The 23,838-nt window shown below is 65.0% G+C and carries 21 protein-coding genes; 16 read left to right on the forward strand and 5 right to left on the reverse strand.

The window, feature by feature from the left end:
* The first annotated feature begins 71 nt into the window (after positions 1-71).
* Positions 72-3,467: an SNF2-related protein gene (locus tag ACIP90_RS14535; protein ID WP_400580121.1), complete on the forward strand. Its 3,396-nt coding sequence runs from the start codon at positions 72-74 to the stop codon at positions 3,465-3,467.
* 1 nt (position 3,468) lies between these two features.
* Here the strand turns inward: ACIP90_RS14535 and ACIP90_RS14540 are convergent, their stop codons facing one another.
* Positions 3,469-3,897, reverse strand: a complete 429-nt coding sequence (locus tag ACIP90_RS14540; RefSeq protein WP_400580122.1) for a hypothetical protein — start codon at positions 3,895-3,897, stop codon at positions 3,469-3,471.
* Between the two features lie 373 nt (positions 3,898-4,270).
* On the opposite strand from ACIP90_RS14540, the gene ACIP90_RS14545 reads away from it, so the two are divergent.
* A complete protein-coding gene (locus ACIP90_RS14545) occupies positions 4,271-4,858 on the forward strand; it encodes an adenylate kinase (protein ID WP_400580123.1) in 588 nt (195 codons plus the stop codon).
* Positions 4,859-4,864: 6 nt separating this feature from the next.
* Here ACIP90_RS14545 and ACIP90_RS14550 read toward each other — a convergent pair whose 3' ends face one another.
* The 4 genes from ACIP90_RS14550 to ACIP90_RS14565 all read right to left on the reverse strand — a co-directional run bounded on the left by ACIP90_RS14550 (position 4,865) and on the right by ACIP90_RS14565 (position 9,450).
* Complete coding sequence (locus ACIP90_RS14550; protein WP_400580124.1) at positions 4,865-5,533, reverse strand: response regulator; 669 nt, start codon at positions 5,531-5,533, stop codon at positions 4,865-4,867.
* On the reverse strand, positions 5,530-7,134 hold the full coding sequence (locus ACIP90_RS14555) for an ATP-binding protein (RefSeq protein ID WP_400580201.1): 1,605 nt from the start codon (positions 7,132-7,134) through the stop codon (positions 5,530-5,532). The genes ACIP90_RS14550 and ACIP90_RS14555 overlap by 4 nt, the downstream gene beginning before the upstream one ends.
* Positions 7,135-7,475: 341 nt before the next feature.
* The gene (locus ACIP90_RS14560) at positions 7,476-8,426 is read right to left on the reverse strand and encodes a manganese catalase family protein (protein ID WP_400580125.1); all 951 of its coding nucleotides are present in this window, start codon (positions 8,424-8,426) and stop codon (positions 7,476-7,478) included.
* Between the two features lie 184 nt (positions 8,427-8,610).
* The gene (locus tag ACIP90_RS14565; protein WP_400580126.1) at positions 8,611-9,450 is read right to left on the reverse strand and encodes a DUF2382 domain-containing protein; all 840 of its coding nucleotides are present in this window, start codon (positions 9,448-9,450) and stop codon (positions 8,611-8,613) included.
* 239 nt (positions 9,451-9,689) lie between these two features.
* On the opposite strand from ACIP90_RS14565, the gene ACIP90_RS14570 reads away from it, so the two are divergent.
* From ACIP90_RS14570 to ACIP90_RS14635, 14 genes are all read left to right on the forward strand, one after another.
* A complete protein-coding gene (locus tag ACIP90_RS14570; protein WP_400580127.1) occupies positions 9,690-9,950 on the forward strand; it encodes a GlsB/YeaQ/YmgE family stress response membrane protein in 261 nt (86 codons plus the stop codon).
* Between the two features lie 110 nt (positions 9,951-10,060).
* Positions 10,061-11,425 carry a glutamine synthetase gene (locus ACIP90_RS14575; RefSeq protein WP_400580128.1) on the forward strand — a complete coding sequence of 455 codons (1,365 nt, stop codon included), beginning with the start codon at positions 10,061-10,063 and terminating at the stop codon, positions 11,423-11,425.
* Between the two features lie 56 nt (positions 11,426-11,481).
* Positions 11,482-12,567 carry an amidohydrolase family protein gene (locus ACIP90_RS14580; RefSeq protein WP_400580129.1) on the forward strand — a complete coding sequence of 362 codons (1,086 nt, stop codon included), beginning with the start codon at positions 11,482-11,484 and terminating at the stop codon, positions 12,565-12,567.
* Positions 12,568-12,719: 152 nt separating this feature from the next.
* Positions 12,720-13,727, forward strand: a complete 1,008-nt coding sequence (locus ACIP90_RS14585; RefSeq protein ID WP_400580130.1) for a Bug family tripartite tricarboxylate transporter substrate binding protein — start codon at positions 12,720-12,722, stop codon at positions 13,725-13,727.
* Complete coding sequence (locus tag ACIP90_RS14590; protein ID WP_400580131.1) at positions 13,724-14,227, forward strand: tripartite tricarboxylate transporter TctB family protein; 504 nt, start codon at positions 13,724-13,726, stop codon at positions 14,225-14,227. The genes ACIP90_RS14585 and ACIP90_RS14590 overlap by 4 nt, the downstream gene beginning before the upstream one ends.
* Positions 14,228-15,925, forward strand: coding sequence for a tripartite tricarboxylate transporter permease (locus ACIP90_RS14595; RefSeq protein ID WP_400580132.1), 1,698 nt, complete (start codon positions 14,228-14,230; stop codon positions 15,923-15,925).
* Positions 15,922-16,317 carry a universal stress protein gene (locus tag ACIP90_RS14600; protein WP_400580133.1) on the forward strand — a complete coding sequence of 132 codons (396 nt, stop codon included), beginning with the start codon at positions 15,922-15,924 and terminating at the stop codon, positions 16,315-16,317. Before ACIP90_RS14595 ends, ACIP90_RS14600 begins: the two co-directional genes overlap by 4 nt.
* A gap of 96 nt (positions 16,318-16,413) precedes the next feature.
* On the forward strand, positions 16,414-16,716 hold the full coding sequence (locus ACIP90_RS14605; RefSeq protein ID WP_400580134.1) for a hypothetical protein: 303 nt from the start codon (positions 16,414-16,416) through the stop codon (positions 16,714-16,716).
* A gap of 47 nt (positions 16,717-16,763) precedes the next feature.
* Complete coding sequence (locus ACIP90_RS14610; RefSeq protein WP_400580135.1) at positions 16,764-17,726, forward strand: D-2-hydroxyacid dehydrogenase family protein; 963 nt, start codon at positions 16,764-16,766, stop codon at positions 17,724-17,726.
* A gap of 274 nt (positions 17,727-18,000) precedes the next feature.
* Positions 18,001-19,281, forward strand: a complete 1,281-nt coding sequence (locus tag ACIP90_RS14615) for an ABC transporter substrate-binding protein (RefSeq protein ID WP_400580136.1) — start codon at positions 18,001-18,003, stop codon at positions 19,279-19,281.
* A gap of 64 nt (positions 19,282-19,345) precedes the next feature.
* Complete coding sequence (locus ACIP90_RS14620; protein ID WP_400580137.1) at positions 19,346-20,233, forward strand: carbohydrate ABC transporter permease; 888 nt, start codon at positions 19,346-19,348, stop codon at positions 20,231-20,233.
* On the forward strand, positions 20,233-21,243 hold the full coding sequence (locus ACIP90_RS14625; RefSeq protein ID WP_400580138.1) for a carbohydrate ABC transporter permease: 1,011 nt from the start codon (positions 20,233-20,235) through the stop codon (positions 21,241-21,243). Before ACIP90_RS14620 ends, ACIP90_RS14625 begins: the two co-directional genes overlap by 1 nt.
* Positions 21,244-21,270: 27 nt before the next feature.
* Entirely contained in the window at positions 21,271-22,650 is a 1,380-nt protein-coding gene (locus ACIP90_RS14630) for a right-handed parallel beta-helix repeat-containing protein (protein WP_400580139.1), read from the forward strand.
* A gap of 98 nt (positions 22,651-22,748) precedes the next feature.
* Positions 22,749-23,789 carry a LacI family DNA-binding transcriptional regulator gene (locus tag ACIP90_RS14635; protein ID WP_400580140.1) on the forward strand — a complete coding sequence of 347 codons (1,041 nt, stop codon included), beginning with the start codon at positions 22,749-22,751 and terminating at the stop codon, positions 23,787-23,789.
* The last annotated feature ends 49 nt before the right edge of the window (positions 23,790-23,838 follow it).

Below are 23,838 nucleotides of genomic sequence, written 5' to 3' on the forward strand. Positions count from 1 at the left end.
GGCCTCTGCCGGCTGACTAAGATGGATCAGATAACCTGCAGAATTTTGACCTGCCGAAAGTAGCGCGCACCATGCCATCCAAACCGGACGAGAGTGCGGCACTGGCAATCCAGACCCCGGCGATCAACGACCGCTCCCTCGCGGCCGGACTCGCCTATGCCATGGGCAGCCGCGTCGCCGGAATTTCGTTCGACGCCGCCACCGGCCTGATGCTGGGCAAGGTGCGCGGCGGCGCCGACGCACCGTACTCAACCACCGCCAAACTGGTCCGGCGAGGGGGAGGCTGGAGCTGTACCGTCGGCGTCTGCAGTTGCCCGGTCCGCAAGGACTGCAAGCATGTGGCTGCCCTGCTCTTCGCCGCCGAAGACAACCCGGCCATCAGGGTGAAGCTGTTGGCACCCGCTGACATTTCCCGGCTCTCCAGGGAGGGCACCGCGCCCAAACTCGCAGACTGGGAACAGGCCCTCAGCCCGCTGATTTCGCAGCCCGGCATCACGCCGTCCGCGGGCGGCATCCCGCTGGCGCTCCAGTTCGAGGTGGAGGAGCCGGCCCCGCACTTCTCCTACACCGGCCGCCGGGACCCGTTGCGCAGCGTCCGCCAACTCAAGGCCCGCCCGGTGATCATGGGCGCCAAGGGCAAGTGGATCCGCGGCGACGTCTCGTGGAACACGCTCAGCTACCTGAATTTCAAGCGGGAATGCAACGAGGCCCATGTGGAGTGGATGCAGTCCTTCCTCGCCGCCCACACGTCGGCGGCCAGCCGGGTGCACTCGTCGGCCGCCCTGTGGCTGGGGATGAACACGTTCGCCGGCAAGAACCTGTGGAGCCTGCTCGACGAGGCCAAAAAGATCGGTGTTGCCCTGGTCCACAGCCGCGGGCAGGAGCCCGTGAGGGTCGCCGAGGCGCCCGCCGCCGTCGGCCTTAATCTGAGCCGCTACGGCAGCCCGGCATCCGACGACGGCGGGCTGGAGCTTGCCCCCACCGTCACCGTGGAGGGGGTGGAGGCGGATCCCGCGGCGGTAGGCACCATCGGCCGTCCGGCGCACGGCATTTTTGTCACGTCCGGCGAGGGCGGCGCGCTTCCCGGCGTCGCCGGGGACAGCACCATCACCCTCGCCCCGCTGGAAAGCGGGCTCAGTGAGGAGCTCCTGACGTTCGTGACGGCCGGCAGCACCCTTCATATCCCGGCGCGGGATGAGAGCCGTTTCCTTACAGGCTTCTATCCCAAGCTCAAGCAGGCGGCACCGGTCACGGCATCGGACGAGTCGGTGGAACTGCCCGAGCTGGCCGTCCCCACGCTGTCCCTGCTGGCGAACTACGGCACCGACCACCTGGTCCGGCTGCACTGGGAATGGCACTACACATCCGGAAACCTCGTCACCGCGCAGCCGCTATGGCGCCATCCTGGCGACCATGGCTACCGCGACGACGCCGCCGAGGCCCGGATCCTGGAATCGCTTGGCCAGCCGTGGGATGTGGTGCCGAAGCTGGGTGAGTCCGCGACTGGCGGCTGGGGTACGCCGCGGCTCGCTGCAACGGCAGAACTCAGCGGCCTGGACACCCTGGCGTTCACGGAGGAGGTCCTCCCCCGGTTGCGGGAAACCCCCGAGGTGTCCGTGGAAACATCGGGCGACATGGCCGACTACCGCGAGGCCGAGGAAGCCCCGGTGGTGGAGATCTCCACCAAGGCCACGGACCAGCGCGACTGGTTCGACCTGGGCATCGTGATCACCCTGGAAGGCGAGCCCGTGTCCTTCGCCGCGCTGTTTTCTGCGCTTGCCGCCGGGCAGACGCGGATGCTGCTGCCCAGTGGCGCCTACTTCTCCCTGGACCTGCCGGAGCTGCACCAGCTGCGGGCGCTGATTGACGAAGCCCGCTCCCTTCAAGACAACCCCGACAACAAGGACGGCACGCTGCAGATCAGCCGTTTCCAGGCCGGGCTGTGGGACGAGCTGGCGCAGCTGGGGATCGTCGATGAACAGGCCGCCGCCTGGCGCCAGTCGGTGGGCGGTCTGCTGGAGGGCGACATACGGGGCCTGCCCCTCCCTCCCACCTTGAACGCGGAGCTGCGCCCGTACCAGCTGGAGGGCTACAACTGGCTGAGTTTCCTGTACCGGCAAAGGCTCGGCGGTGTGCTGGCCGACGACATGGGGCTCGGCAAGACGGTGCAGGCGCTGGCCCTGATGTGCGCCGCGAAGGAGCATGAAGACAGCCCGGCCGACGGCGGTGCGCCCTTTTTGGTGGTGGCTCCCACGAGCGTCGTGGGCAACTGGCAGGCGGAGGCCGGGCGCTTCGCCCCGGGGCTCACGGTGCGCGCGATCGGCGAGACGTTTGCCAAGAGCGGGGCCGACCCGGCCGAGGCCATGGCCGGGGCGGACATAGTCATCACGTCCTACGCCCTGTTCCGGATCGACTACGAGGCTTACGCGGGGCGGCGGTGGTCCGGACTGGTGCTTGACGAGGCCCAGTTTGTGAAGAACCACCAGTCCAAGGCCTACCAGTGCGCCCGCAAGCTTCCGGCGGCTTTTAAGCTGGCCATCACCGGCACGCCGTTGGAGAACAATCTCATGGAGTTCTGGGCGCTGACCTCGATTGTGGCTCCCGGGCTGTTCGCGAGCCCCTCGCGGTTCGCCGAGTATTACCAGAAGCCCGTGGAAAAAAACGGTGACAAGGGGCAGCTGGACAAGCTCCGCCGTCGGGTCCGTCCGCTCATGATGCGCCGCACCAAAGAGCAGGTCATCAAGGACCTGCCGCCCAAGCAGGAGCAGGTCCTTGAGGTGGTCCTCAACCCGCGCCACCAGAAGGTGTACCAGACGCATCTGCAGCGCGAGCGGCAGAAGATCCTGGGCCTGATCGACGATGTGAACAAGAACCGCTTCACGATCTTCCAGTCGCTGACACTGCTGAGGCAGCTGAGCCTGGACGCATCACTCGTGGATGCCTCGCTGTCGGGAGTGCGGTCCAGCAAGCTGGACGTGCTCTTCGAACAGCTCGAGGACCTGGTGGCTGAAGGCCACCGGGCCCTGATCTTCAGCCAGTTCACGGGCTTCCTCGGGAAGGTCCGCGAGCGCCTCGTCGAAGAGAACATCGAGTTCTGCTATCTCGACGGCGGCACCCGGAACCGCACGGATGTGGTGAACGAGTTCAAGAACGGCGCGGCCCCCGTGTTCCTGATCAGCCTCAAGGCCGGCGGCTTCGGCCTGAACCTCACCGAAGCCGACTACGTGTTCCTGCTGGACCCATGGTGGAACCCGGCGTCGGAGGCGCAGGCTGTGGACCGCACACACCGCATCGGCCAGGCCAGGAACGTCATGGTGTACCGGCTGGTGGCCAAGGACACCATCGAGGAAAAGGTCATGGCGCTCAAGGCGAAGAAGTCGCAGCTGTTCGCCGACGTGATGGAGGGCGACGCGCTCTCCGGCGGCGCGCTGACAGCCGAGGACCTGGCCGGGCTCTTTAACGACTGACTTAGCGCCTGACGGGCAGGGCGACGCGTGCCAGTCCGGCAGCCGGGGCAACCAGGGTCCGTGACCCGGCCTGCTTCCGGAGCCATTTGCCCAGCGCCTTGCCTTTGCCCTTCCACCAGCTGTCCTCATCGGTGTCGGTGCGCCACCGGTAGGTCAAAACCACCAGCACGAACATCCCGGCGGTAACGTTCGGCCAGACGCCGGAGGCCGCATCGAGCAGCACCCGGAGGGCCACGGTCAGAACCGCCAGCGGCGCAAGCGTCCGGAAAACAGTGTTGGCCACATACCGTCCGTGGGAGCGCGGCACGGACATCATGCGGACCATGTCCGAACAGGCGCACACGACCACCAGGGTCTGCCCCAGCGTCAAAACGATCGAGCCCGGCAGCGAGCCGGCGAACTGCACGGCCGAGGCCAGCCCGGAGCTCATGGTCTGCCCCCGCACGCTATGCGCGCCGCCCCGGATCTATGCCGGTGTGTGCCCGGCTTCCGCGAAAATTTCATGCTGTTCCCCCCGCTGATGTTGACTCCTGCCCTGTGACAACCCATTCAACGGCGCGTCCGGGCCTGGCGTCACGCGAGGCGACTACCCGTTTTTAGCACGGGAACTACCCGGAATCTTCCGGCAGTACGCGGCTGGTCAGGTAGGGCAGCCGAGCCTGCGGGGCCTCGCCTGGCCGGGCCCACGCCGGTAGAATCGGACAAACTTGCGGCCGGAAATCCGGCGGAACCGAGCGGCAGTCCCGTGAAACCACCCCGCTGCATCACGCCTCTCATCACACCGCGCAGAACGGACAAGACGCATGTCGAGACTGCTGATCATCGGCCCTCCCGGCTCGGGCAAAGGCACCCAGGCGCACCGCCTCAGTGAACAGCTGGGCATCGTGGAGATCTCCACGGGCGACATGTTCCGGACCCACCTGGCCGCCCACACTCCCTTGGGGATCCAGGCGGAAAAGTACCTGGACTCCGGCGACCTCGTCCCGGACCACGTCACCACCGCCATGGTCCGCGAGCGGCTGTCCCGGCAGGACGTCACGAAGGGTTTCCTCCTTGACGGCTACCCCCGCACCGTTGCCCAGATGAATGACCTGGACGCCATCCTGAAGGGCACGGGAAATGCATTGGAGGCCGTTCTGGAAGTCACCGTCGGTGACGAGGAGATCGTCCGGCGGCTGCTGCTCCGCGCCGGCATTGAAGGACGAACCGATGACACCGAGGACGTCATCCGCCACCGCCTGCGGATTTACCGTGAAGAAACCGAACCCGTCATCGCACACTATGCCGAACGGGGCATTGTGGTCCGCGTCGACGGGGCCGCCGACATCGACCGGGTCACCGCCAGCGCGCGGAAGGGGATCGAAACCGTCATGGCACGGACGGCCACCTGAGCACGCTCACCCCGCCTTCCATTCGTACCGCCGCTCGGGGCGTCCGACGCCGTACTTCAGGGTGACTTCCACCATCCCCTCGTCATTGAGGTACTCAAGGTAGCGCCGAGCGCTCACACGCGACGTGCCTACCAAGCCTGCCAGCTCAGCGGCGGAGACGTCGCCCGCGGCCTCGCGCAGCGCCCGCTCCACCACCTGCAGGGTCTCCGCGCTGCAGCCCTTGGGCAGCGGACGCTCCCCACGTTCCAGTCCGAAGACCCGGTTGACGTCGGCCTGCTCGGCGACGTCCTTGGAGGAATCCAGGCTCTGGTAGGTGTTCCGGTAGTGCTCCAGGCGCTCCTGCAGGTCCGTCTGGGAAAACGGCTTGATCAGGTAGTGCACAATCCCGCCGCGGAGCGCCCGGCGGACGGTTTCGACTTCCCTGGCGGCGCTGATCACCAGCACGTCCAGCTCCGGCGCCACTTCCCGCAGCTGGTGCATCAGGTCGAGGCCGTTGATGTCGGGCAGGTGGATATCCAGCAGGACCAGGTCCGGCTGGAGCCGTTGTGTCTCCAGCACCGCCTGGGCGCCGGTGTGGGCCACCCCCACAACCTGAAAGCCGGGCGTGCGCTGGATGAAACCGGCGTGCACCTTGGCCACCATAAAGTCGTCATCGACAATCAGAACGTTGATCATGGCCGCCTCGCTTTGCCTGGCTTGTCTCTTCCCGCCGGTCCCGCGCGGAACAGTTCCGCCGTGAACACTGCCCCGGCGTCATTGTGCACCGTCAGGCGGCCGCCATGGCGCTGGCAGACCACGCGTGCCAATGCCAGACCGTACCCCCGCCCGCCCTCGGACGTCGTCTTGGTGCTGAAGCCCTGCCGGAAAATGTCGTCCATGACCCCTGCCGGGACCCCTGGCCCGGAATCATGCACCACAACACTGATGCCGCCGTCGGCGTCCTCGATCAGCACCTCCACCTCGGCACCGGCCGTGTTGGTGACGGCGTCGAGGGCGTTGTCCACGAGGTTCCCCACCACCGTCGTCAGGTCCCGGGACAGTTCCTCATCGACGCGGTCCAGCCGGGACTCCGGCGCGAGTTCCAGCGACACGCCGCGCTCGGCGGCCAGGCTCGACTTGGCGATCAGCAGCGCGGCCAGCGCCGGGTCCGCGATCCTGCTGGTCACCTCGTCGTTGAGGCGCGTGCGGTTGGAGGTGGCGCCGTTGACGAACTGCACGACCGCGTCATACTCGCCGATCTGGATCAGGCCGGAAATCGTGTGGAGCTGGTTCGCGAATTCGTGCGCCTGCGCGCGAAGGGTGTCCGTGGCCGTCCGGGTGGTCCCGAGCTCACGCTCCAGGGAAGCAAGCTCCGTGCGGTCGCGCAGCGTGGTCACGGAGCCGATGACGCGCCCACGGGACCGGATGGGCACCCGGTTCAGGACCACCAGGCTCTCCCCCACGAGGACCAGCCGGTCGGCAACTGGCTGGTCCTCGGTGAGCACCTCCTTCAGCGACGGCTCCACCTCGAGGCTCGCGAGGTCCTTCCCCACACAGTCATCCGGCAGTCCCAGCAGCCGCCGGGCGCTGTCATTGGCCACGGTTATCCGCTGCTCCGGGTCGAGCGCCACCACGCCCTCCTTGAGCCCGTGAAGCATCGCCTCCCGGTTTTCGACGAGGCCGGTGATCTCATCCGGCTCCATGCCCAGGGTCTGGCGCTTGACGCGCCGGGCCAGCAGCAGCGACCCGGCCACGCCGAGGACGCTGGCAACCCCCAGGTACGTCAGCAGGTTCGGCACCGCATCCCCGAGCCGCTCCGTCACGGACGGAAAGTTCCTGCCGACGGCGGCGATTCCCACCATCTTGCCTTTTTCGTTCAGCACGGGGACGTGGGCGGAAAGCGCTTGCGACCGCCCGTTGCCCACCAGCCCGGTCCAGGCCCTCCCGGCCATCACCACGCTGTCGCCCAGCTCCATCTGGCGGCCCTGCTGCAATGGGTCCGAGGACGTCACCACTGTCCCGTCCGCGCGGGCCAGGGCAACATGCGCGGACCCCGAGATGGTGCGCACCGTTTCGGCGACGGAAGGAAGGGCAGAGCCGCTTCCCGGCTGGGCGTTTTCCAGCAGGCCGCGGACCGTTGGGTTGGCGGCAAGCGTCTCAGCAGCCGACAGCGCCCGGCGTCCTTCGATGCGTTCGAAGGAGGCCGCGGACTGCGCCAGGGAAATCGCCACCACCGCCACTAGCACGGCGAGCACTATCAGCAGCTGAAGGCGCAGATACTGCCCCGCCAGGGACACTCCTCGCCGTCGAGTCATGCGCTGCTGTCTTTCCGTGTCTCAGTGGGCTGGTCCCCGCCCCGCGATTCCGCGCTGTTTTCAAGGCTGTGGGGTGAACTATACCGCACCTGCGGCGGCTGATTTCGCGGCTTCAAAGCCCCCGTGTTTGCGCCAACTGCAGGCCGTTTCGACGGTTCCTTGCACACTCGACGCCCGGAAGCGTCGAGTGTGCAAGGAACCAGCGAAATGGCGTCTCGGCCGTAAGCCGCGACCGGTCCGGGCCGCTGAGGTTCGGCTGGCGGCTCCCCATGCCCGGTGACGGGCCGAGCGTGGGAGCCTGCCCCGGGAGCCGGGCAGTGCCCCTACCCCTTGGCTACTTTCGGGTTCTCCGCGTCCACGAGCTCAGCTTCCGCTGTGGCCTGAATGAGTGCGAGCAGTTCCGGATCCAGCCCTGGCGCGAACTCTTCACGGCGTTCAGGCGAGATGGTCATGGGGAAGCCCTCAGGCATGATGTCGGTGCTGAGATCGGTTCCATCGTTGGATGGTGAAGCCCCACGGTAGAGCTTTCCCGCTTCGCTGAGATTGTCTGCGCTGAACGTGTACTGGATGCTCTGGAGCCCCTTGTCGAGCAACTTCTTCACCTCCGGAAACTGTTCTGCGTTGGTTTTGGGTATGGGCAGGACCTTGCCCCAGTTCACACCGAGGCTCTCAAGCGCCTTCGCAAAGGCGTTCTCATGAGCCTGGTCCCGGACGATCAGGTACGCGATGGTGGAGCGGGCTGTCTTGTTCTCCGTCATCTCGTAGATCCGACATTTCTGCAGCCGTCCTGTGGACTCCAGCATCAGGTTGTAGAGCAAGTCCAGGACGACGTTGCCGCTGTTGTACACGTACGATCCGCTCCACGGATTGCCGGCAGCATCCACGGGCAGGGCACCTTGGGCACCCACGAGGTAATGATGGATGTTGCTGGTATCCAACGCGATTTTCAGTGGGGTGGCCCCCTTTGCGCCCGGCTCATCCACAGGATCGGTTTTCTTGCCCTGATACCGCGGCGAGCCGTCCAGGAGTTGTGAAATCGTGGTTCCGATAAGCTCCACATGGCTGATCTCTTCAGTGCCCACACCCTGAAGAAGGTCCTTGTAGGGCTTGGCGGCTGCGTCGCCGCGGAAGTTCATGCTCTGGAACAGGTACTGCATCATGGTGCGCATCTCGCCGAACTGCCCGCCGAGGCCCTCCTGCAGGGCGTTCGCTGCGGCGGGATCGGGTTCGTCGGCGGCAATTTCGTTAATCAGAAGCTGTGTGTGCAGATACATGGTCAATTCCTTATTTTGGATCTGATAACTCTGCTGAACTGTGCTGGTTCGATCTGTTGATGAAGCCGGGGGAGGCGGCAAGGGCAGCTGCGCTTGGGCTTGTTAGCCGGCCACCTAAAGGGCGGGACCGATAGGTCAGGGCCAGGGCATTGCCCTGGCCCTGACCTGTCCACTTGTCACACCACTACCGGCGGGTGTCGTCTACACCGTCGGTTTCAATACGTTCCTTGCGGACTTCCTCATCGACCGTCACCTCGTCAGTGACAGTTTCGGTATCGAGCCGGACCCGTTCGACCGGGACGGTCTCCTTTTCAACGACGGGCCGCTCCTCATGGAGGGTTACCTCGTGCTCCTCGTCGCTGAGGTCCGGCCCCGACAGGGCTGCCCCGCGGTTGGCGTCCGTGATGGGTTCACGTTCGATCCGCACTTCTTCACGCTGCACCGGGACGGTCCGGGTGACGTTCTCGGTGGTGACGTACTTCCGCAGCCGCGCCCGTCCCGTCGCCTGTTTCTCGGTGCCGACGTTCAGGCGCTCCTCGGACCGCGTCATGGCGTCATCCGTGGTCGGTCCCGACGTGTCACGGCCCACGGTGTCGTTTGCATCAGCGGCGCTGAAACCGCCGGTGGCAGCGAACCCGCTGTCCGTCTGCGCCCGGTCAAGGTTTCCATCCCGGGCAGCGGCCGTATCGGTGTAGGCCCGGCCGGCGCCGGCGAGACCGTAGTGGTCGTAAAGACGGTCCTCCTCCGAAGGGTCCAGGTGGCCGTTGGTATCCACCCTGGGTGCGTCCTTGACCTGGTCCTTGGTGTACGGGACCACGACGTCAGCGCCTTCGAGACGGGCACCTTCGAGCGGGACGAAGGATTCGGACGTCCCAAAAAGGCCTGTCTTGACCGTGACCCACGTGGGCTGGCCGTCGGCGTCGTCCGCGTAGACCTGGCCAACGGATCCGATCTTGTCACCGTCGGCGGACAGGACGTTTCCATTGCGGTTGAGTAGATCGTCGATGTGTTCCTTGGCGAGCATAATGTCTCCTTGGATGGGGTATTTGGGGTAGCTATGCCTCCCTGCAGGACATGGCGCTCCACTACCATAAGCATGCTTAGTAACTATTTGGCAAGCATACTTAGTAATTTTCATGGCACCGGTGTTCCTCGCCCGCCCGGCGGCTTGCGCGGCAACCAACACGCCCGCGTACTATCTACTAGTAATCCTGCTTACTGTTCGAATGGAGTGGTTTCAACCCTAGATAAGGAGCATTAGCCATGATTGGATTCATCATCGCAGGACTCGTCATAGGCGCCCTGGCGCGCCTGATCAAGCCCGGGAAGCAGAACCTGGGGCTGCTCGCCACCTTGCTGCTGGGACTTGCGGGCTCTGTTATTGGGGGCGTCATCGCGAGCCTGCTGGGCACGGGAAACATCTTCGAGTTAAACTTCCTGGGCTTCATCGTTGCCGTAATAGCCGCGGTTCTCCTGATCGGTACGGCGGAAGCCCTGGCCGGAAGGCGGAGGGTGACGCGCTGATCCGGTCGGGGTAGAGCAGTTCACGCCTTGGCTGGTCGATGCGTCGTCAGCCAAAATTCGGCACATTCCTAAACCTTTTATTGGACCGAAACGGGCCGCATGATAGGCGCATGACTCACCTCGCATCGGCCGACGAATCCGCCGCAGCCAGGGCCCAGCGCGAACTCCAGGCGGCCGGAGTCCGCAGTGTGACCGGCACGATGGTGAACGCTGCGGGCATCACGCTGGCCAAGAGCGTTCCGTTGGCCAGGCTGGGAACCTTCCAGCAATCCGGAATGGGTGCTGCCCCTGTCTGGCATGTCTTCACGATTGACGGGGGGATAGCGTTCACGGACAGCATCACCACCGTTGGCGATATGCGCCTCAAGATCGATGTTGCGGGACTCCGCGTCCTGCAGGGTGGACGGGCGTGGGCACCGGCCAGCCTGTTCGAACAGGACGGAACCCGCTCTCCGGCCTGCGCTCGCGGCCTTCTGGCCGACGTCGACAGCCGTCTCGATGCAGCCGGATACCAGGCACTCGTGGGCCACGAGCTTGAATTCTTCCTCATCTCCCCGGATGGCTCAGCACTGCAAAGCACTCACTGGGTTCCGTATGGGGCAACCGGCCTTCTGGACCGTTCGGAATTCCTCGATGATCTGCTGACGCCCATGAACCAGGCCGGCATTCCCGTGGAGCAGGTCCACGCCGAGTACGGCAGAAACCAGTTCGAGTTTTCCCTTCCCCCTGCCCCACCCGTTCAGGCCGCGGACACCGTGGTCCTTGCCAGGATCATCGTTGGCATCGTCACCAGGGCCCACAGCATGCAAGCCTCGTTCTCCCCCTCGCCCTTTCCCGGCACCGTCGGAAACGGTGCCCACCAGCACTTTTCGCTCCACAAGAACGGCCTGCCGTTGTTCTCCGGCGGCAGCGGACCGCACGGCATCTCCGGCGAGGGAGGCTCGGCCATCGGAGGAATAATCGCAGGACTCCCCGAGGTCCAGGGATTCCTCACCGGATCCATTTTGTCCGGAAGCCGGTTGGCACCCGGCACGTGGTCGGGCGCCTACTTGTGCTGGGGCCTGGAAAACCGGGAAGCCTCGGTGCGCTTTCTGAACGAGGGCCAGAGCAACCCGCACGGAGCCAACGTCGAGGTGAAAATCGTCGACCCGTCGGCAAATGTGTACGTGGCCTCCGCAGCCATCCTTGCACTCGCCCTTGACGGCATTCGCAGCGGGTGCCAACTTCCGGCAGAGATCCCGGGTGACCCGGGAAGGCTTTCGGAAGACGAACGGCAGCGGGCCAACGTCCGCCTGCTCTCCGACTCCCCCGCCGCCATCATCGACACACTGGACAAGTCACGTCTCGCACGTACGCTGCTCGGAGACGCCATCGTCGATGCCACGGTGGCAGTCCGGCGTTACGAACAGCAGACCTCCGCGGAACTCACGTCTGACGAGCTTGCCGAGCGCTTTCGGCTGGCCTGGTCGATCTAATGGCGGGCAATGCCTTCCCGGACTTCGTAGAACAAGTCAGGCTTATCGATCACCACGTGCATGGCGCGTTTCACACCGACGGCGGCGAGGCACGCTTTCAGAACTCACTCAACGAAGGGAACACCGAACCCCTGATCAACCCAGGGGACACCTACAACACGCAGCTCGGGCTCGCCATCCGGCGCTGGTGCAGCGGCATTCTTGATTTACCGCGGCACGCCTCAGCGGCGGAATACTGGCGCAGGCGCTCCGAGCTTTCAGAACTCGAGATCAGCCTGCGCATGACCCGCGCTGCCGGGGTGAGCGACTGGCTGATCGATACAGGATTGGACAGCGCCGACTACCTCGGCCTGGCGGCCATGGCCGACGTCTCCGGTGGGCGAACCCACGAGATCGTTCGACTGGAAGTTGTCGCCGAGCAGCTGATCCAGAAGCTTGCCAATCCGGCAGACTACGCCGAAGAGTTCGGTCAGCGGCTGCACAACCTCGCCCTCAACGCCGTGGGCTTCAAAACAGTTCTCGCCTACCGTGCAGGATTCGACCGAAATCTGGGCCGACCGACCCCGGGTGCGGTCACTGAAGCAGCCCGCCGCTGGCAGGAGAACCTGGCCTCCGGAACGACTTCGAAGCTCACGGACATGACACTCATCGCCCATGGGATCCATACCGCGGTGTCGATGAAGCTTCCGCTGCAATTCCACGTCGGATTCGGCGACCGCGACCTGGACCTCCACAAAACCAATCCCCTGTACCTCCTGGACTTCCTCAGGTCCACCGGAGTCCGGGAAACACCGATCATGCTGCTCCACTGCTATCCGTTCGAGCGTGAGGCCGGCTATTTGGCCCACGCCTTTGAAAACGTCTACATCGACGTGGGCCTTGCCGTGAACTTCACAGGGTCACGGAGCCGGGACCTGGTGGCGCGCTCATTCGAACTGGCTCCGTTCACCAAAATCCTCTACTCCTCCGACGCTTTCGGTCCGGCCGAACTTCACTACCTGGGAGCAAGGCTGTGGCGCAACGCAGTCACCAAGGTTGTCGGCGCATGGATCGACGACGACGACTGGTCAGAAGCGGACGCCCGGAGGATCGTGCGACTCATCGCACACGAGAATGCGCGCCGTGTGTACGCGCTCCCCTGAGGCACCGCGCCGACCCGGCTGCCCCGCGTTGGCCTGCGGAAACGTGAACGCAATGAACTTAACTTTTTCTGGTTACACAAGCGTGATTCGCATCACTTTAGTCCTAGCATCGGAGAACACCGATCAATCGGATCAACGAGAAGAGGAACAACATGCGCGGATTCAGCGCTTTGCGGGTAGCAGCAGTTGCGGCAGGCATTGCACTGGTGGCCACCGGCTGCGGGGCTACAGGCAAGACTGACGCCGGCACCACCACCGGAGCAAGCACCGCACCCCTCACCGGGCTGCGCATCATGGTGCCCAACACCGCCGGCGGCGGCTACGACACCACGGCCCGCGTCGCGGCACAGGTACTCGAAGACGAGAAGCTCGCCACCAACCCCGAGGTCTTCAACCTGGCCGGTGCCGGCGGCACCGTCGGCCTTGCCCGCGTGGTCAACGAAAAGGGCAACGGCGACCTGGCAATGCTCATGGGCCTCGGCGTCGTCGGTGCGAGCTACACCAACAAGTCCGAGTCGAAGCTGACCGCGACCACACCGCTGGCGAAGCTCATCGAAGAGCCGGGCGCCATCATGGTTTCCAAGGACTCCCCGTACAAGACCATCGATGACCTTATGGCCGCATGGAAGAAGGACCCGTCCAAGGTCAGCGTCGGCGGCGGCTCCTCGCCCGGCGGCCCGGACCACCTCCTGCCCATGCAGCTGGCTGGTGCCGTGGGCATCGACGCGACCAAGGTCAACTTTGTCTCCTACGACGGCGGCGGGGACCTGCTGCCTGCCATCCTCGGCAACAAGCTCGGCTTTGCGGCCTCCGGAGCGGGCGAATTCATGCAGCAGATCAAGTCCGGATCCATCCGCGTGCTGGCAACGAGCGGTGAGAACCGGCTGGAAGGCGTGGACGCCCCCACCCTGAAGGAATCCAACATCGACCTGGTCTTCAGCAACTGGCGCGGCATCGTGGCTCCTCCCGGCATCAGCGACGCTGACCGCGACGCACTGATCGCTGCGCTGGAGAAGATGCACGCCTCAGAGTCCTGGAAGGCAGCATTGAAGAGCAACGGCTGGACCGACGCCTTCATCACCGGTGATGAATTCAAGACCTTCCTCACCGACCAGGACAAGCGCGTGGCAGACGTTCTGACGAAGCTCGGCCTGGCGTGACCTCCCTGGCCTCCCGCCTCAAAGGCCGCTCCGAGCTGGGCATCGCAGCCCTGCTCGGAGTGGTCGGCGCCCTGGTCCTCATCGACGCAGCGCGCCTGGTTGTGCCGTACTCCCAGTCGGACCCGGTAGGCCCCAAAGCCCTGCCCATGATCGTGGGAGCACTCCTGCTCGTCTGCGCCGTGCTGCTGGCAGTCAACGTTTTGCGCGGCGGCCACGGCGACGCCGAGTCCGGCGAGGACGTCGATCTGAGCCACCCGAGCGACTGGAAGACCGTCCTCCCGCTTGCTGCCGCCTTCATCGCCAACATCCTGCTGATCGACTGGGCCGGCTGGGTCATCTCCGGAACCGTGCTGTTCTGGGGCAGTGTCTGGGCGCTGGGAAGCCGCCACTACGTCCGCGACGGACTGATCTCCCTCGTTCTGGCGCTCCTGACCTTCTACGGCTTCTACTCCGGCCTGGGCATCGCCCTTCCCGCCGGGCTCCTTGAAGGGATTCTCTAGATGGACATCCTGTCCTCACTCATGGACGGGTTCGCCACGGCGCTGACCCCCATGAACCTCCTGTACGCCCTGATTGGCGTCATCCTGGGCACCGCCGTCGGCGTGCTGCCCGGCATCGGCCCGGCAATGACCGTTGCGCTGCTGCTCCCGGTGGCCACCGTCCTTGAACCAACGAGCGCGTTCATTATGTTCGCAGGCATCTACTACGGCGGCATGTTCGGCGGTTCCACCACCTCCATCCTGCTCAACACTCCCGGCGAATCGTCCTCGGTGATCACCGCGATCGAGGGCAACATGATGGCCAAGGCAGGCAAAGCCGCCCAGGCACTGGCGACGGCGGCCATCGGCTCGTTCGTCGCCGGCACCATCGGCACCACACTCCTTGTAGTCTTCGCACCGATCGTCGTCCAGTTCGCCGTGAGCCTTGGCTCGCCGAGCTACTTCGCCATCATGGTCCTGGCCCTGCTGGCCGTCACCGCCGTCCTGGGCTCATCCCGGCTGCGCGGTTTCGCGTCCCTGGGACTGGGCCTCGCGATCGGCCTCGTCGGCCTCGACATCGTCTCCGGCCAGGCCCGCCTCACCTTCGGGCTGCCGCTGCTCGCTGACGGCCTGGACGTCGTCGTGGTCGCAGTGGCGATCTTCGCCGTTGGAGAAGCCCTTTGGGTGGCGGCGCACCTGCGCCGCACGCCGCTGCAGATCATCCCGGTCGGCACCCCCTGGATGGGCAAGCAGGAGTGGAAGCGGTCCTGGAAGCCGTGGCTGCGCGGCACGGCCTTCGGGTTCCCGTTCGGGGCACTGCCCGCGGGCGGCGCCGAGATCCCCACGTTCCTCTCCTATGTGACAGAAAAGCGGCTGACCAAGCACCCCGAGGAGTTCGGCAAGGGCGCCATCGAAGGCGTCGCCGGGCCGGAGGCTGCCAACAACGCCGCCGCGGCCGGTACCCTGACTCCGATGCTGGCCCTCGGCCTGCCGACGAACGCCACGGCCGCCGTCATGCTCGCTGCGTTCGTGCAGTTCGGCATCCAGCCCGGACCGCTTCTGTTCGAAAACGAAGGCCCGCTGGTCTGGGCGCTGATCGCCAGCCTGTTTATCGGCAACTTCCTGCTGCTGCTGGTCAACCTCCCCCTGGCCCCGGTCTGGGCGAAGCTGCTCCGGCTGCCGCGCCCCTACCTGTACGCCGGCATCCTCTTCTTCGCCACGCTCGGCGCCTACTCGGTGAACCTGCAGGCGTTCGACCTGGCCATCCTGCTGGTCCTGGGAGCACTGGGCTTCCTGATGCGTCGCTACGGGCTGCCGGTCCTGCCGCTCATCCTCGGCGTGATCCTCGGACCGCGCCTTGAAAAACAGCTCCGGCAGACGCTGCAGCTGAGTGCCGGTGACGTCTCCGGTCTCTGGAGCGAACCGATCGCCGTCGTCGTCTACATCATCGTGGCGCTCGTGCTCCTCTGGCCGTTCCTGTTCAAGATGTGGCGGCGCGCCCGCCCCGCCCGCGTGGCGGCGGTGGGTCCCACGGCTGACGGTCCGGTGCCCGCCAGCCCGGTGCCCGGAAGCCCGGTGCAGGATGCCTCCGCAAAGGAAAGCCCGACGGCGGCCGGATCCCCGGCGGGACGCGACGGCCAAGATGTTCTCACCGACGGACGGAAAGACGCCGACGCATCCAAGGTCACCCATGCCAACCACGGACAGGAGAAAAAGTGAGCATCATCGTCGGCTACGTTCCCACGCCTGAGGGGGCAGCCGCCCTGAGCCGGGCGATCAGTGAGGCCCGGAAAAACCAGAGCCGGCTCGTCATCGTTAACTCCTCCCGCGGCGACGCGCTGGTCGACAAACGGTATGTCCAGGCCGAGGACCTCACGGCGGTCACCCAGCGGCTGGAGAAAGAGGGCATTGAGCACGTCGTCCTCCAGCCGGTCCGCGGGAACGACGCGGCCAACGAAGTGCTGGAGGCCGCGGACGAACACCAGGCGGAACTGATCGTCATCGGCCTGCGGAAGCGCACTCCCGTGGGGAAGCTGATCATGGGCAGCACGGCACAGCAGATCCTGCTCGAAGCATCCTGCCCCGTGTTGGCCGTCAAGGCGGGCACCTAGTCACAGCACCAATCCAATACGCCGCAGGCCGGGGGCCGGATCCGTTGGGAACCCGGACCCCCGGCCTGCCACCATCCGCACGTTGAAAGGACCATCATGACTGCTTGCTCCCCCGATGCACGCGCCGTCCCGGGAAGGCTGACCCCGGAGCCCGTAATCAACTGGGCAACGCTCTCCCCCGGCGACAAGGTCGAAATCCACCACCAGGGGCGCGCCGTCGCCGCGGGCCGGATCGACATGCGGGCTCCGGACGGCAGCGTCATCTGGGTCATCCGGGATGGCGGACAGGGCCGTGCACTGTTTCTGCAGGGCGACGGCGCGACGCTCTTCCGCCGCGCCCGGAGGCACAAAGCCGGCGCGGGCCGTCCCCGGGTCTCCAGCCAGCCGCGCAGGTCCTGACCGCCCGCGCGGTCCGCTGACTTAGCGTCGTCCGATAGCTTAAAGCCATGACTCAGCACCGCCTCGCCATTCTCGACGACTACCAAGGGATAGCGGAGGATTACGCCCCGTGGAGCTCGCTGGAGCAGCGAGGGGTCGCCGTCACCGTGCTGCGCCACCATCTGCGCCCGGAATCCGCAGTGGTGGCGGCCCTGGCGGACTTTGACATTATTATCGCAATGCGGGAACGCACACCCTTTCCCCGCTTTGTCATCGAGCAGTTGCCTAGGCTGAAACTGCTGGTGACCACCGGTGCCGCCAACGCTTCGATCGACCTGCAGGCCGCCGCCGATCATGGCGTCACCGTGTGCGGCACCGCCGGCTCACCAACAGCGGCTCCCGAATTGACCTGGGCTTTGCTGCTGACTTTCGCCCGGCACATCTCCGCGGAAGAGACCACCCTGCGCGCAGGAGGGTGGCAGCAGACAGTCGGCTTCGAGCTGTCAGGCAAGACGCTCGGGGTCGTCGGCCTGGGCAAAATCGGCCAGCGCATCGCCGCGTACGGCCGCGCCTTCGGCATGGACGTGCTGGCCTGGAGCCAGAACCTGACTGACGAGACGGCTGCCGCTGCCGGCGCGCGCAAAGTCACCAAGGATGAGCTCTTCCAGAAGTCCGACGTCGTGTCCCTGCACCTGCGCCTGTCGGCGCGTTCGGAGGGGACAGTCGGCGAACGGGAGCTGCGGCTCCTTGGCCCCGACGGCGTTCTGGTGAACACCGCACGCGGGCCCCTGGTGAACCAGCAGGCACTCGTCACTGCACTCCATGAGGGCTGGATCCGCGGCGCCGCGCTGGACGTTTTCGACCAGGAGCCGCTGCCCTCCGGGCACCCGCTCCTGGAGACCCCGAGGACACTCCTGACGCCCCACCTTGGCTATGTCACGCAGGAAAGCTACCGGGCATTCTTCCGCGGAGCGTTCGAGGACGTGACAGCCTTCCTGGACGGAACCCCGGTCCGGACGCTGGCGCCCTAACACCCAGCAGACGCGCCTCCTTTCCTGACGGCCCTGAGCCGTCCCTTCCGGTTGAGCGCCAAATCGATTCTTCGCGGCGGCGCAGTGTTGACCCTAGCCATGGGAACCCGGCGGTCAATCACTGGTTTTCTTTGGCTGTGACCCTTGACACACGTCCTGAGGCTGCCTTAATGTCGTGCCATAACGATTTGGCAAAACGGTTTTTCACCGATCGTCAGATCTCCAAGCCCCAGTAACCCGTATTTTCCCTTCAAAAGAAAGGGAGTCGACAGCGATGTCCTCTCGAACCACGATCTCCCGGATCGCCGCCATCGGCGGCCTGTCCACCGCGGTCCTTCTGGCAGCAACCGCCTGCGGCGCAGGGGGCCCGGCGCCAACGTCGGGTAGCGCCGGCGGGACGGTGAACGTCCTCGTCGAGGCCGGCGGCCACGCCGAACTGACCGGCGTCGCAGAACAGTGCAAGAAAGACACCGGTATCAGCGTCAACTTCGTTGAACTGCCCTATGACGGAATGTTCAACCGGCTCTCCAGCGAATTTTCCTCCGGCAATGTCTCTTTTGACGTTGCAGCCTTGGACTCCGTCTGGCTGCCGAGTTTCAAGGACGCAGTCCAGCCCATAGACGATCTCTTCACGGACGAAGCGAAGAAGGACATCTTCCCCGCGCTCGTCAAGGAAGCGAACGTGGACGGGCACTTCATCGGCATGCCCGCCTGGACCAACGCCGAGATCATTCTCTACCGCAAGGACCTCTTCGAGGACGCCAAGAACAAGGCCGATTTCCAGGCCCGGTACGGCTACGCCCTGGCAGCCCCCACCACCTGGAAGCAGTACCAGGACATTTCCGAGTTCTTTACCAAGGACGGCATGTACGGCACGGACGTCAAAGGCGGCGTCGAAACGGAATGGCTTGCCCACGTGCTGCAGGCCGGATCTGCCATGGTCCTGGACGAGAACAACAACGTGATCGTGGACAACGCCGCCCACAAGGAAGCCCTCGACTTCTACGTCAGCATGACGAAGTCGGCTCCCCCAGGGGCGGCACAGGTGGACTGGGCTGCGGCCCAAAACCTGTTCAACCAGGGCAAGACAGCCATGACCCGATTCTGGGCCCACGCCTACCGCCAGATCCCCGCGGACTCCCCGGTGGCCGGCAAGGTTGGTGCCGCGGCCATGATCGGCGGCTCTGCAGGTGTGGCCGGCGTTCCCGGACCGTGGTACCTGTCCGTCCCGAAGGCAACCAAGAACACGGACAACGCCAAGAAGTTCATCAAGTGCGCCTACGACCACAACAGCATGGGAATCGAGTCCAGCCTCGGCCTGGCGTCCCGCATCTCGGCGTTCGAGAAGTACCAGGACAAGCCGGGCTACGAGAGCTTCAAGCCGCTGATCGAAACACTCAACGGGAAGGCCACCGACACGCGGCCCGCAACTGCCAAGTGGCAGCAGATCGTTGACACCGTCCTGGTTCCGATGCTGCAGAAGGCCGTCGCCGGCGGCGACTCCGCCGCCCTCCTGGCCGATGCGAAGAAGCAGATCCAGGACCTCCTCAAGTAAGACTCCGCGGCCGGCACCTGCCTAGAGGTGCCGGCCGTGGCCCCAACCAGCGGAAGAGAAAACCGTGCGCATCTCCGATCGCCGCTTCGCCCTGTACCTCATGACTCCGGCGGCCCTGTTCCTGGCAGTGTTCGTGGCCTTCCCCCTGTTCCGCCTCGTGGCGGACAGCTTCTTCAAGATCTCGCCGATTGCCGGCGGACCCCGGGACTTCGTCGGGCTGGACAACTACTTCCGGGCCTTCGCCTCCGAGGCCTTCACGGGCGCCGGATGGCGCACGCTGGCCTACACCCTGGTGGTGGTCACCCTGGAATTTGCACTGGGACTCGGCATGGCCCTGCTGTTCACCACGCTCGGACGCCGGTCCCAGATCCTGCGGACCGTGTTCCTCTACCCTCTGATGATCGCGCCGATCGTCGCAGGCCTGTTGTGGAAGTTCCTCATGATCGACAACTTCGGCCTGATCGGAACCCTCCTGCACCAGGCGGGCATCCTGCAGAACCCGAACCAGATCGGCTGGCTTTCCGACCCCGGGATCGTCCTCTACTCGGTGGCCGTGCCGGACATCTGGCTCACCACATCCTTCATGTGCCTCGTCCTCTTCGCCGGACTCCAGAACATCCCCGGCGACCTGATCGAGGCGGCCCGGCTGGACGGCGCCAAGGCCCACACGCTGCTGTTCCGGATCATCCTCCCACTGCTGCGACCGGTCATCGCCGTGGCACTCGTGGTGCGCGGAATCGATGCCGCCAGGGCCTTCGACACCATCCTTATCCAGACCAACGGCGGCCCCCAGTCCGCCTCCGAAACCATGAGCCTGCTGATCTACCGGACAATGATCCGCTTCGGCGATCCGGGACTGGCCAGCGCCATGGGCACGATCTACCTGCTGGCCATGCTGGGTGTCGCCTTCTTCGCGGTGGCAACCATCTGGCGGCCAGGAAAGGACAACTGATGAGCATCGGCGAAACACACACCGCCGGAGGAACAACCGGCGGGAAGGCCGCTGGTGAGGTGGCCAACCGCCCCCGGCACACCGGCGTCGTGCCTTCCGGTCCGGGCAACGCAGCTGAGCCGGCAGCTCCGACGGCGGCCAGCAACAACCGCCGGCCCCGCCGTCACCACGCCGAAGGCCTCGAGGCCGGAAAGCGAAGCACCCGAACCCTCCTGTGGATCCTGCTGGCAGCGGCCATGGTGCTCTACGGCTTCCCCTTCCTGTACCTGCTGTTCACGTCCTTCAAGACCCCGATCGACACCATCGCGGTGCCGCCCACCATCCTTCCCCGGGAATGGACGCTGGAGAACTACGCCAACGCCCTCGGCCGGAGCGGCGTGCTGGCCTCGTTCATCAACAGCGCACAGACCGCCGTCATCAGCACGGTCCTGTCGCTGGTCCTCGCCGTCCCGGCGGCTTACGGCATCACGCGGTACAAGACGCCCAGCGGCAGGGTTTTCATCATGGCGGCCCTCGTAACGAGGATGGTTCCACCGGTTGCGATCGGCATCCCGCTGGCTTCCATGATGACTTCAGCAGGCCTCGCCGACACGCCCATCGCCCTGGCGATCGCTCACACCACCATTTCGCTGCCGCTGTCCATCTGGCTCATGGCCAGCTTCTTCGAAGCCGTGCCGCAGGACCTGGAAGAGGCAGCGACCGTGGACGGCTGCAGCCGGCTGGGGGCCCTGTGGCGGGTGGTCATCCCTGTGGTGTCAGGAGGCATGGCGGTCACCGCTATCTTCGCCTTCCTCGCCTCCTGGAACGAGTTCCTGTTCGCCCTGCTCATGACGGCCATCCGTTCGCAGACCACGCCCGTGGTCATCGCAAACTTCCAGACCCAGTTCGGGCTGGACTGGGGATCCATGACCGCCCTGGCCGCCGTGTACTCAATCCCGGTCATTCTTCTCACGCTCCTCTTGCAGCGCAAGATCGTCGCGGGCATGACGCTCGGCGCCGTCAAGGGCTGAGAAACCACAACACAAAGGGAAGAACCTATGTCCAGCAACAACTGCTACGACGTGACCACGTGGCCCGTTGGCGATCCGTCCGAGGACGTCGGTGAAGTGATCAACAGCATCATCGCCGACATCAAGGCCCGGCAGACGGTCACCGATGTGAACAATGGAGGAAAGCCAGGCGCGGTGATCTACATTCCGCCCGGGGACTACCGCCTTCGTACGCAGGTGGTGATCGACGTCAGCTTCCTCAGGATCCATGGCTCGGGACACGGCTTTACATCGTCCAGCATCCGGTTCAACGTTCCTGAAGACGAATGGCCCGACTTGCATGAGCTGTGGCCCGGGGGGAGCCGCATTCTCGTCGACATTCCCCTCGATGGAGACGAAGGTGGAGACGGGGAGGAATCCAAGGGAGCCGCCTTCTACGTTGAGCGAACCGGGAGCCCGCGGATCAGCTCGGTCGAGTTCGCCAACTTCTGCATCGACGGGTTGCACTTTAACCCGGATGGCTCGGGAATGCATCCGGAGAACACCTACGTCAACGGCAAGACCGGTATCTATGTGGCGAGCGCCAACGACTCATTCCGCGTAACCGGCATGGGGTTCGTCTATCTGGAGAACGCTCTCACTATCTACAACGCGGACGCGCTTTCAGTTCACGACAACTTCATAGCTGAATGCGGAAGCTGCATCGAGCTGCGCGGGTGGGGACAGGCGTCGAAAGTCACCGACAACCTGGTCGGAGCAGGCTTCAAGGGTCACTCGATCTACGCCCAGAACCATGGCGGGCTCCTGATAACCGCGAACAACGTCTTCCCGCGTGGTGCGAGCAGCGTCCACCTGGACGGCGTCACGCGTTCAAGCGTCACCAACAACCGTTTGCATTCGTTCTACCCCGGGATGCTGATTCTCGCGGCGAACAGTTCGGAGAACCTCGTGGCCACGAATCACTTCCTGCGTGACCATGAGCCCTGGACGCCTTTCTTGGGAATCGACAACGGACTGGACGACCTCCATGGGCTTCTCTGTGTCAGCGGCAGCAACAACTCTGTCGTCGGCAACCACTTCTCCCAGATCGTCGACTCACAGAGCATCCGGCCGGCAGGTGCCACGCCTGTCATCATCCGGCTGACGGCGGGGGCTGGCAACTTCGTCTCCAACAACCACGTGGTGGCGATGGACGTTCAGTCCAAGTCAAGTGACTCCTGCTTCTCGGCTCAGGTGGACGCTCTGTTGACGACCGAGGCTTCGGACGGCCTCGCCGTTACGGCCGTCATGGTCGATTCCGAATCAGCCCGGAACACGATCCTCGATTCCGGAAGTGACGCCCAAGTTATCGCAGACAGGGCTGTTAATGCCTTTAGGGCCACACCCACGGTCGGTTTCCAGGCGGCCCATGCACTTGTGGCCCAGTGACCCGCTCAGGCCCGCCGCGCCGCTGGCCGGAGCACGGGCTCTGGGACGAATAACCCGAACGTAGAATCAGCATCAACATAAGGACGTGGGAGACGCACATGAACAAGTCAGTGGGAATCAAGGACGTAGCAGCCGCGGCAGGCGTGTCCGTCACCACCGTTTCCCACGTCCTCAACGATGTTGCCTACGCCAGGGTGGGGGCCGAAACCCGCGAGCGGGTCCAGGAAGCGGCCCACCGGCTCGGCTACGGCCCGAATCGCCTGGCTCAGGCTCTGCGGACGCAGCGCTCGGGCATGATCGGGTTCATCAGCGAGGAAATCGCCACCACGCCGCACGCGGGCAGGATCATCCTGGGTGCCGAGGAAACAGCCAAGGCCCGCGGGTACAACATCATGATCATCAACTCCACCAGCACGGGGTCGGAGGCTTCCCGCGAAAGCGATGTGGCCGCGTTGTTGGACCGCCAGGTGGACGGGGTCCTCTACGCCACGATGTACCACCGCCGCTTCACGGTACCCAGGAACCTGGCCGGTCTTCCTGCCGTACTAGTGGACTCGGAGGACGTCGGTCAGAGCATCGTTTCGGTGATACCGGACGAAGAGGGCGGCGCCCGCGCGGCGGTCCAGACCCTGATCGACGCCGGCCACACCAGGATCGGAATGATCAACAACACCGACGACGTGCCCGCCACGCACTCCCGGCTACGGGCCTTCAAGGAAATCCTGTCGGATGCCAGCCTGAAGTTCCACCCCGAACTGGTCCAGTCCGAACACTCCGAGGTACCCGGTGGCTACCAGGCAGCCCTGCGCCTGCTGCAGCCGGAGAACCGGCCAACGGCCGTTTTCTGCTACAACGACCGCATGGCCATGGGCCTGTACCGGGCCGCCGGCGAACTGGGCCTCAGGATTCCGGACGAACTCTCGGTGGTCGGCTTCGACAATCAGGAACTCATCGCCGAGAACCTCTACCCTGCCCTCACCACCGTGGCCTTGCCCCACTACGAGATGGGCGCGTGGGCCACGGAAAACCTGATCGATGCCATTGAAGGCAAGACCGACCTGGGCCTGTTCGCAGCCCACGCCACGGTCCTGGAATGCCCACTGGTTGTGCGGGATTCCGTCGCCTCCCCAAAACTTTAAGACCTTCCTCCAAGACCAAAGGAACACTTCGATGCACAGATACCCAGCT

The sequence above is a fragment of the Arthrobacter sp. NPDC093139 genome (genome assembly GCF_044754165.1).
Lineage (GTDB): Bacteria > Actinomycetota > Actinomycetes > Actinomycetales > Micrococcaceae > Arthrobacter.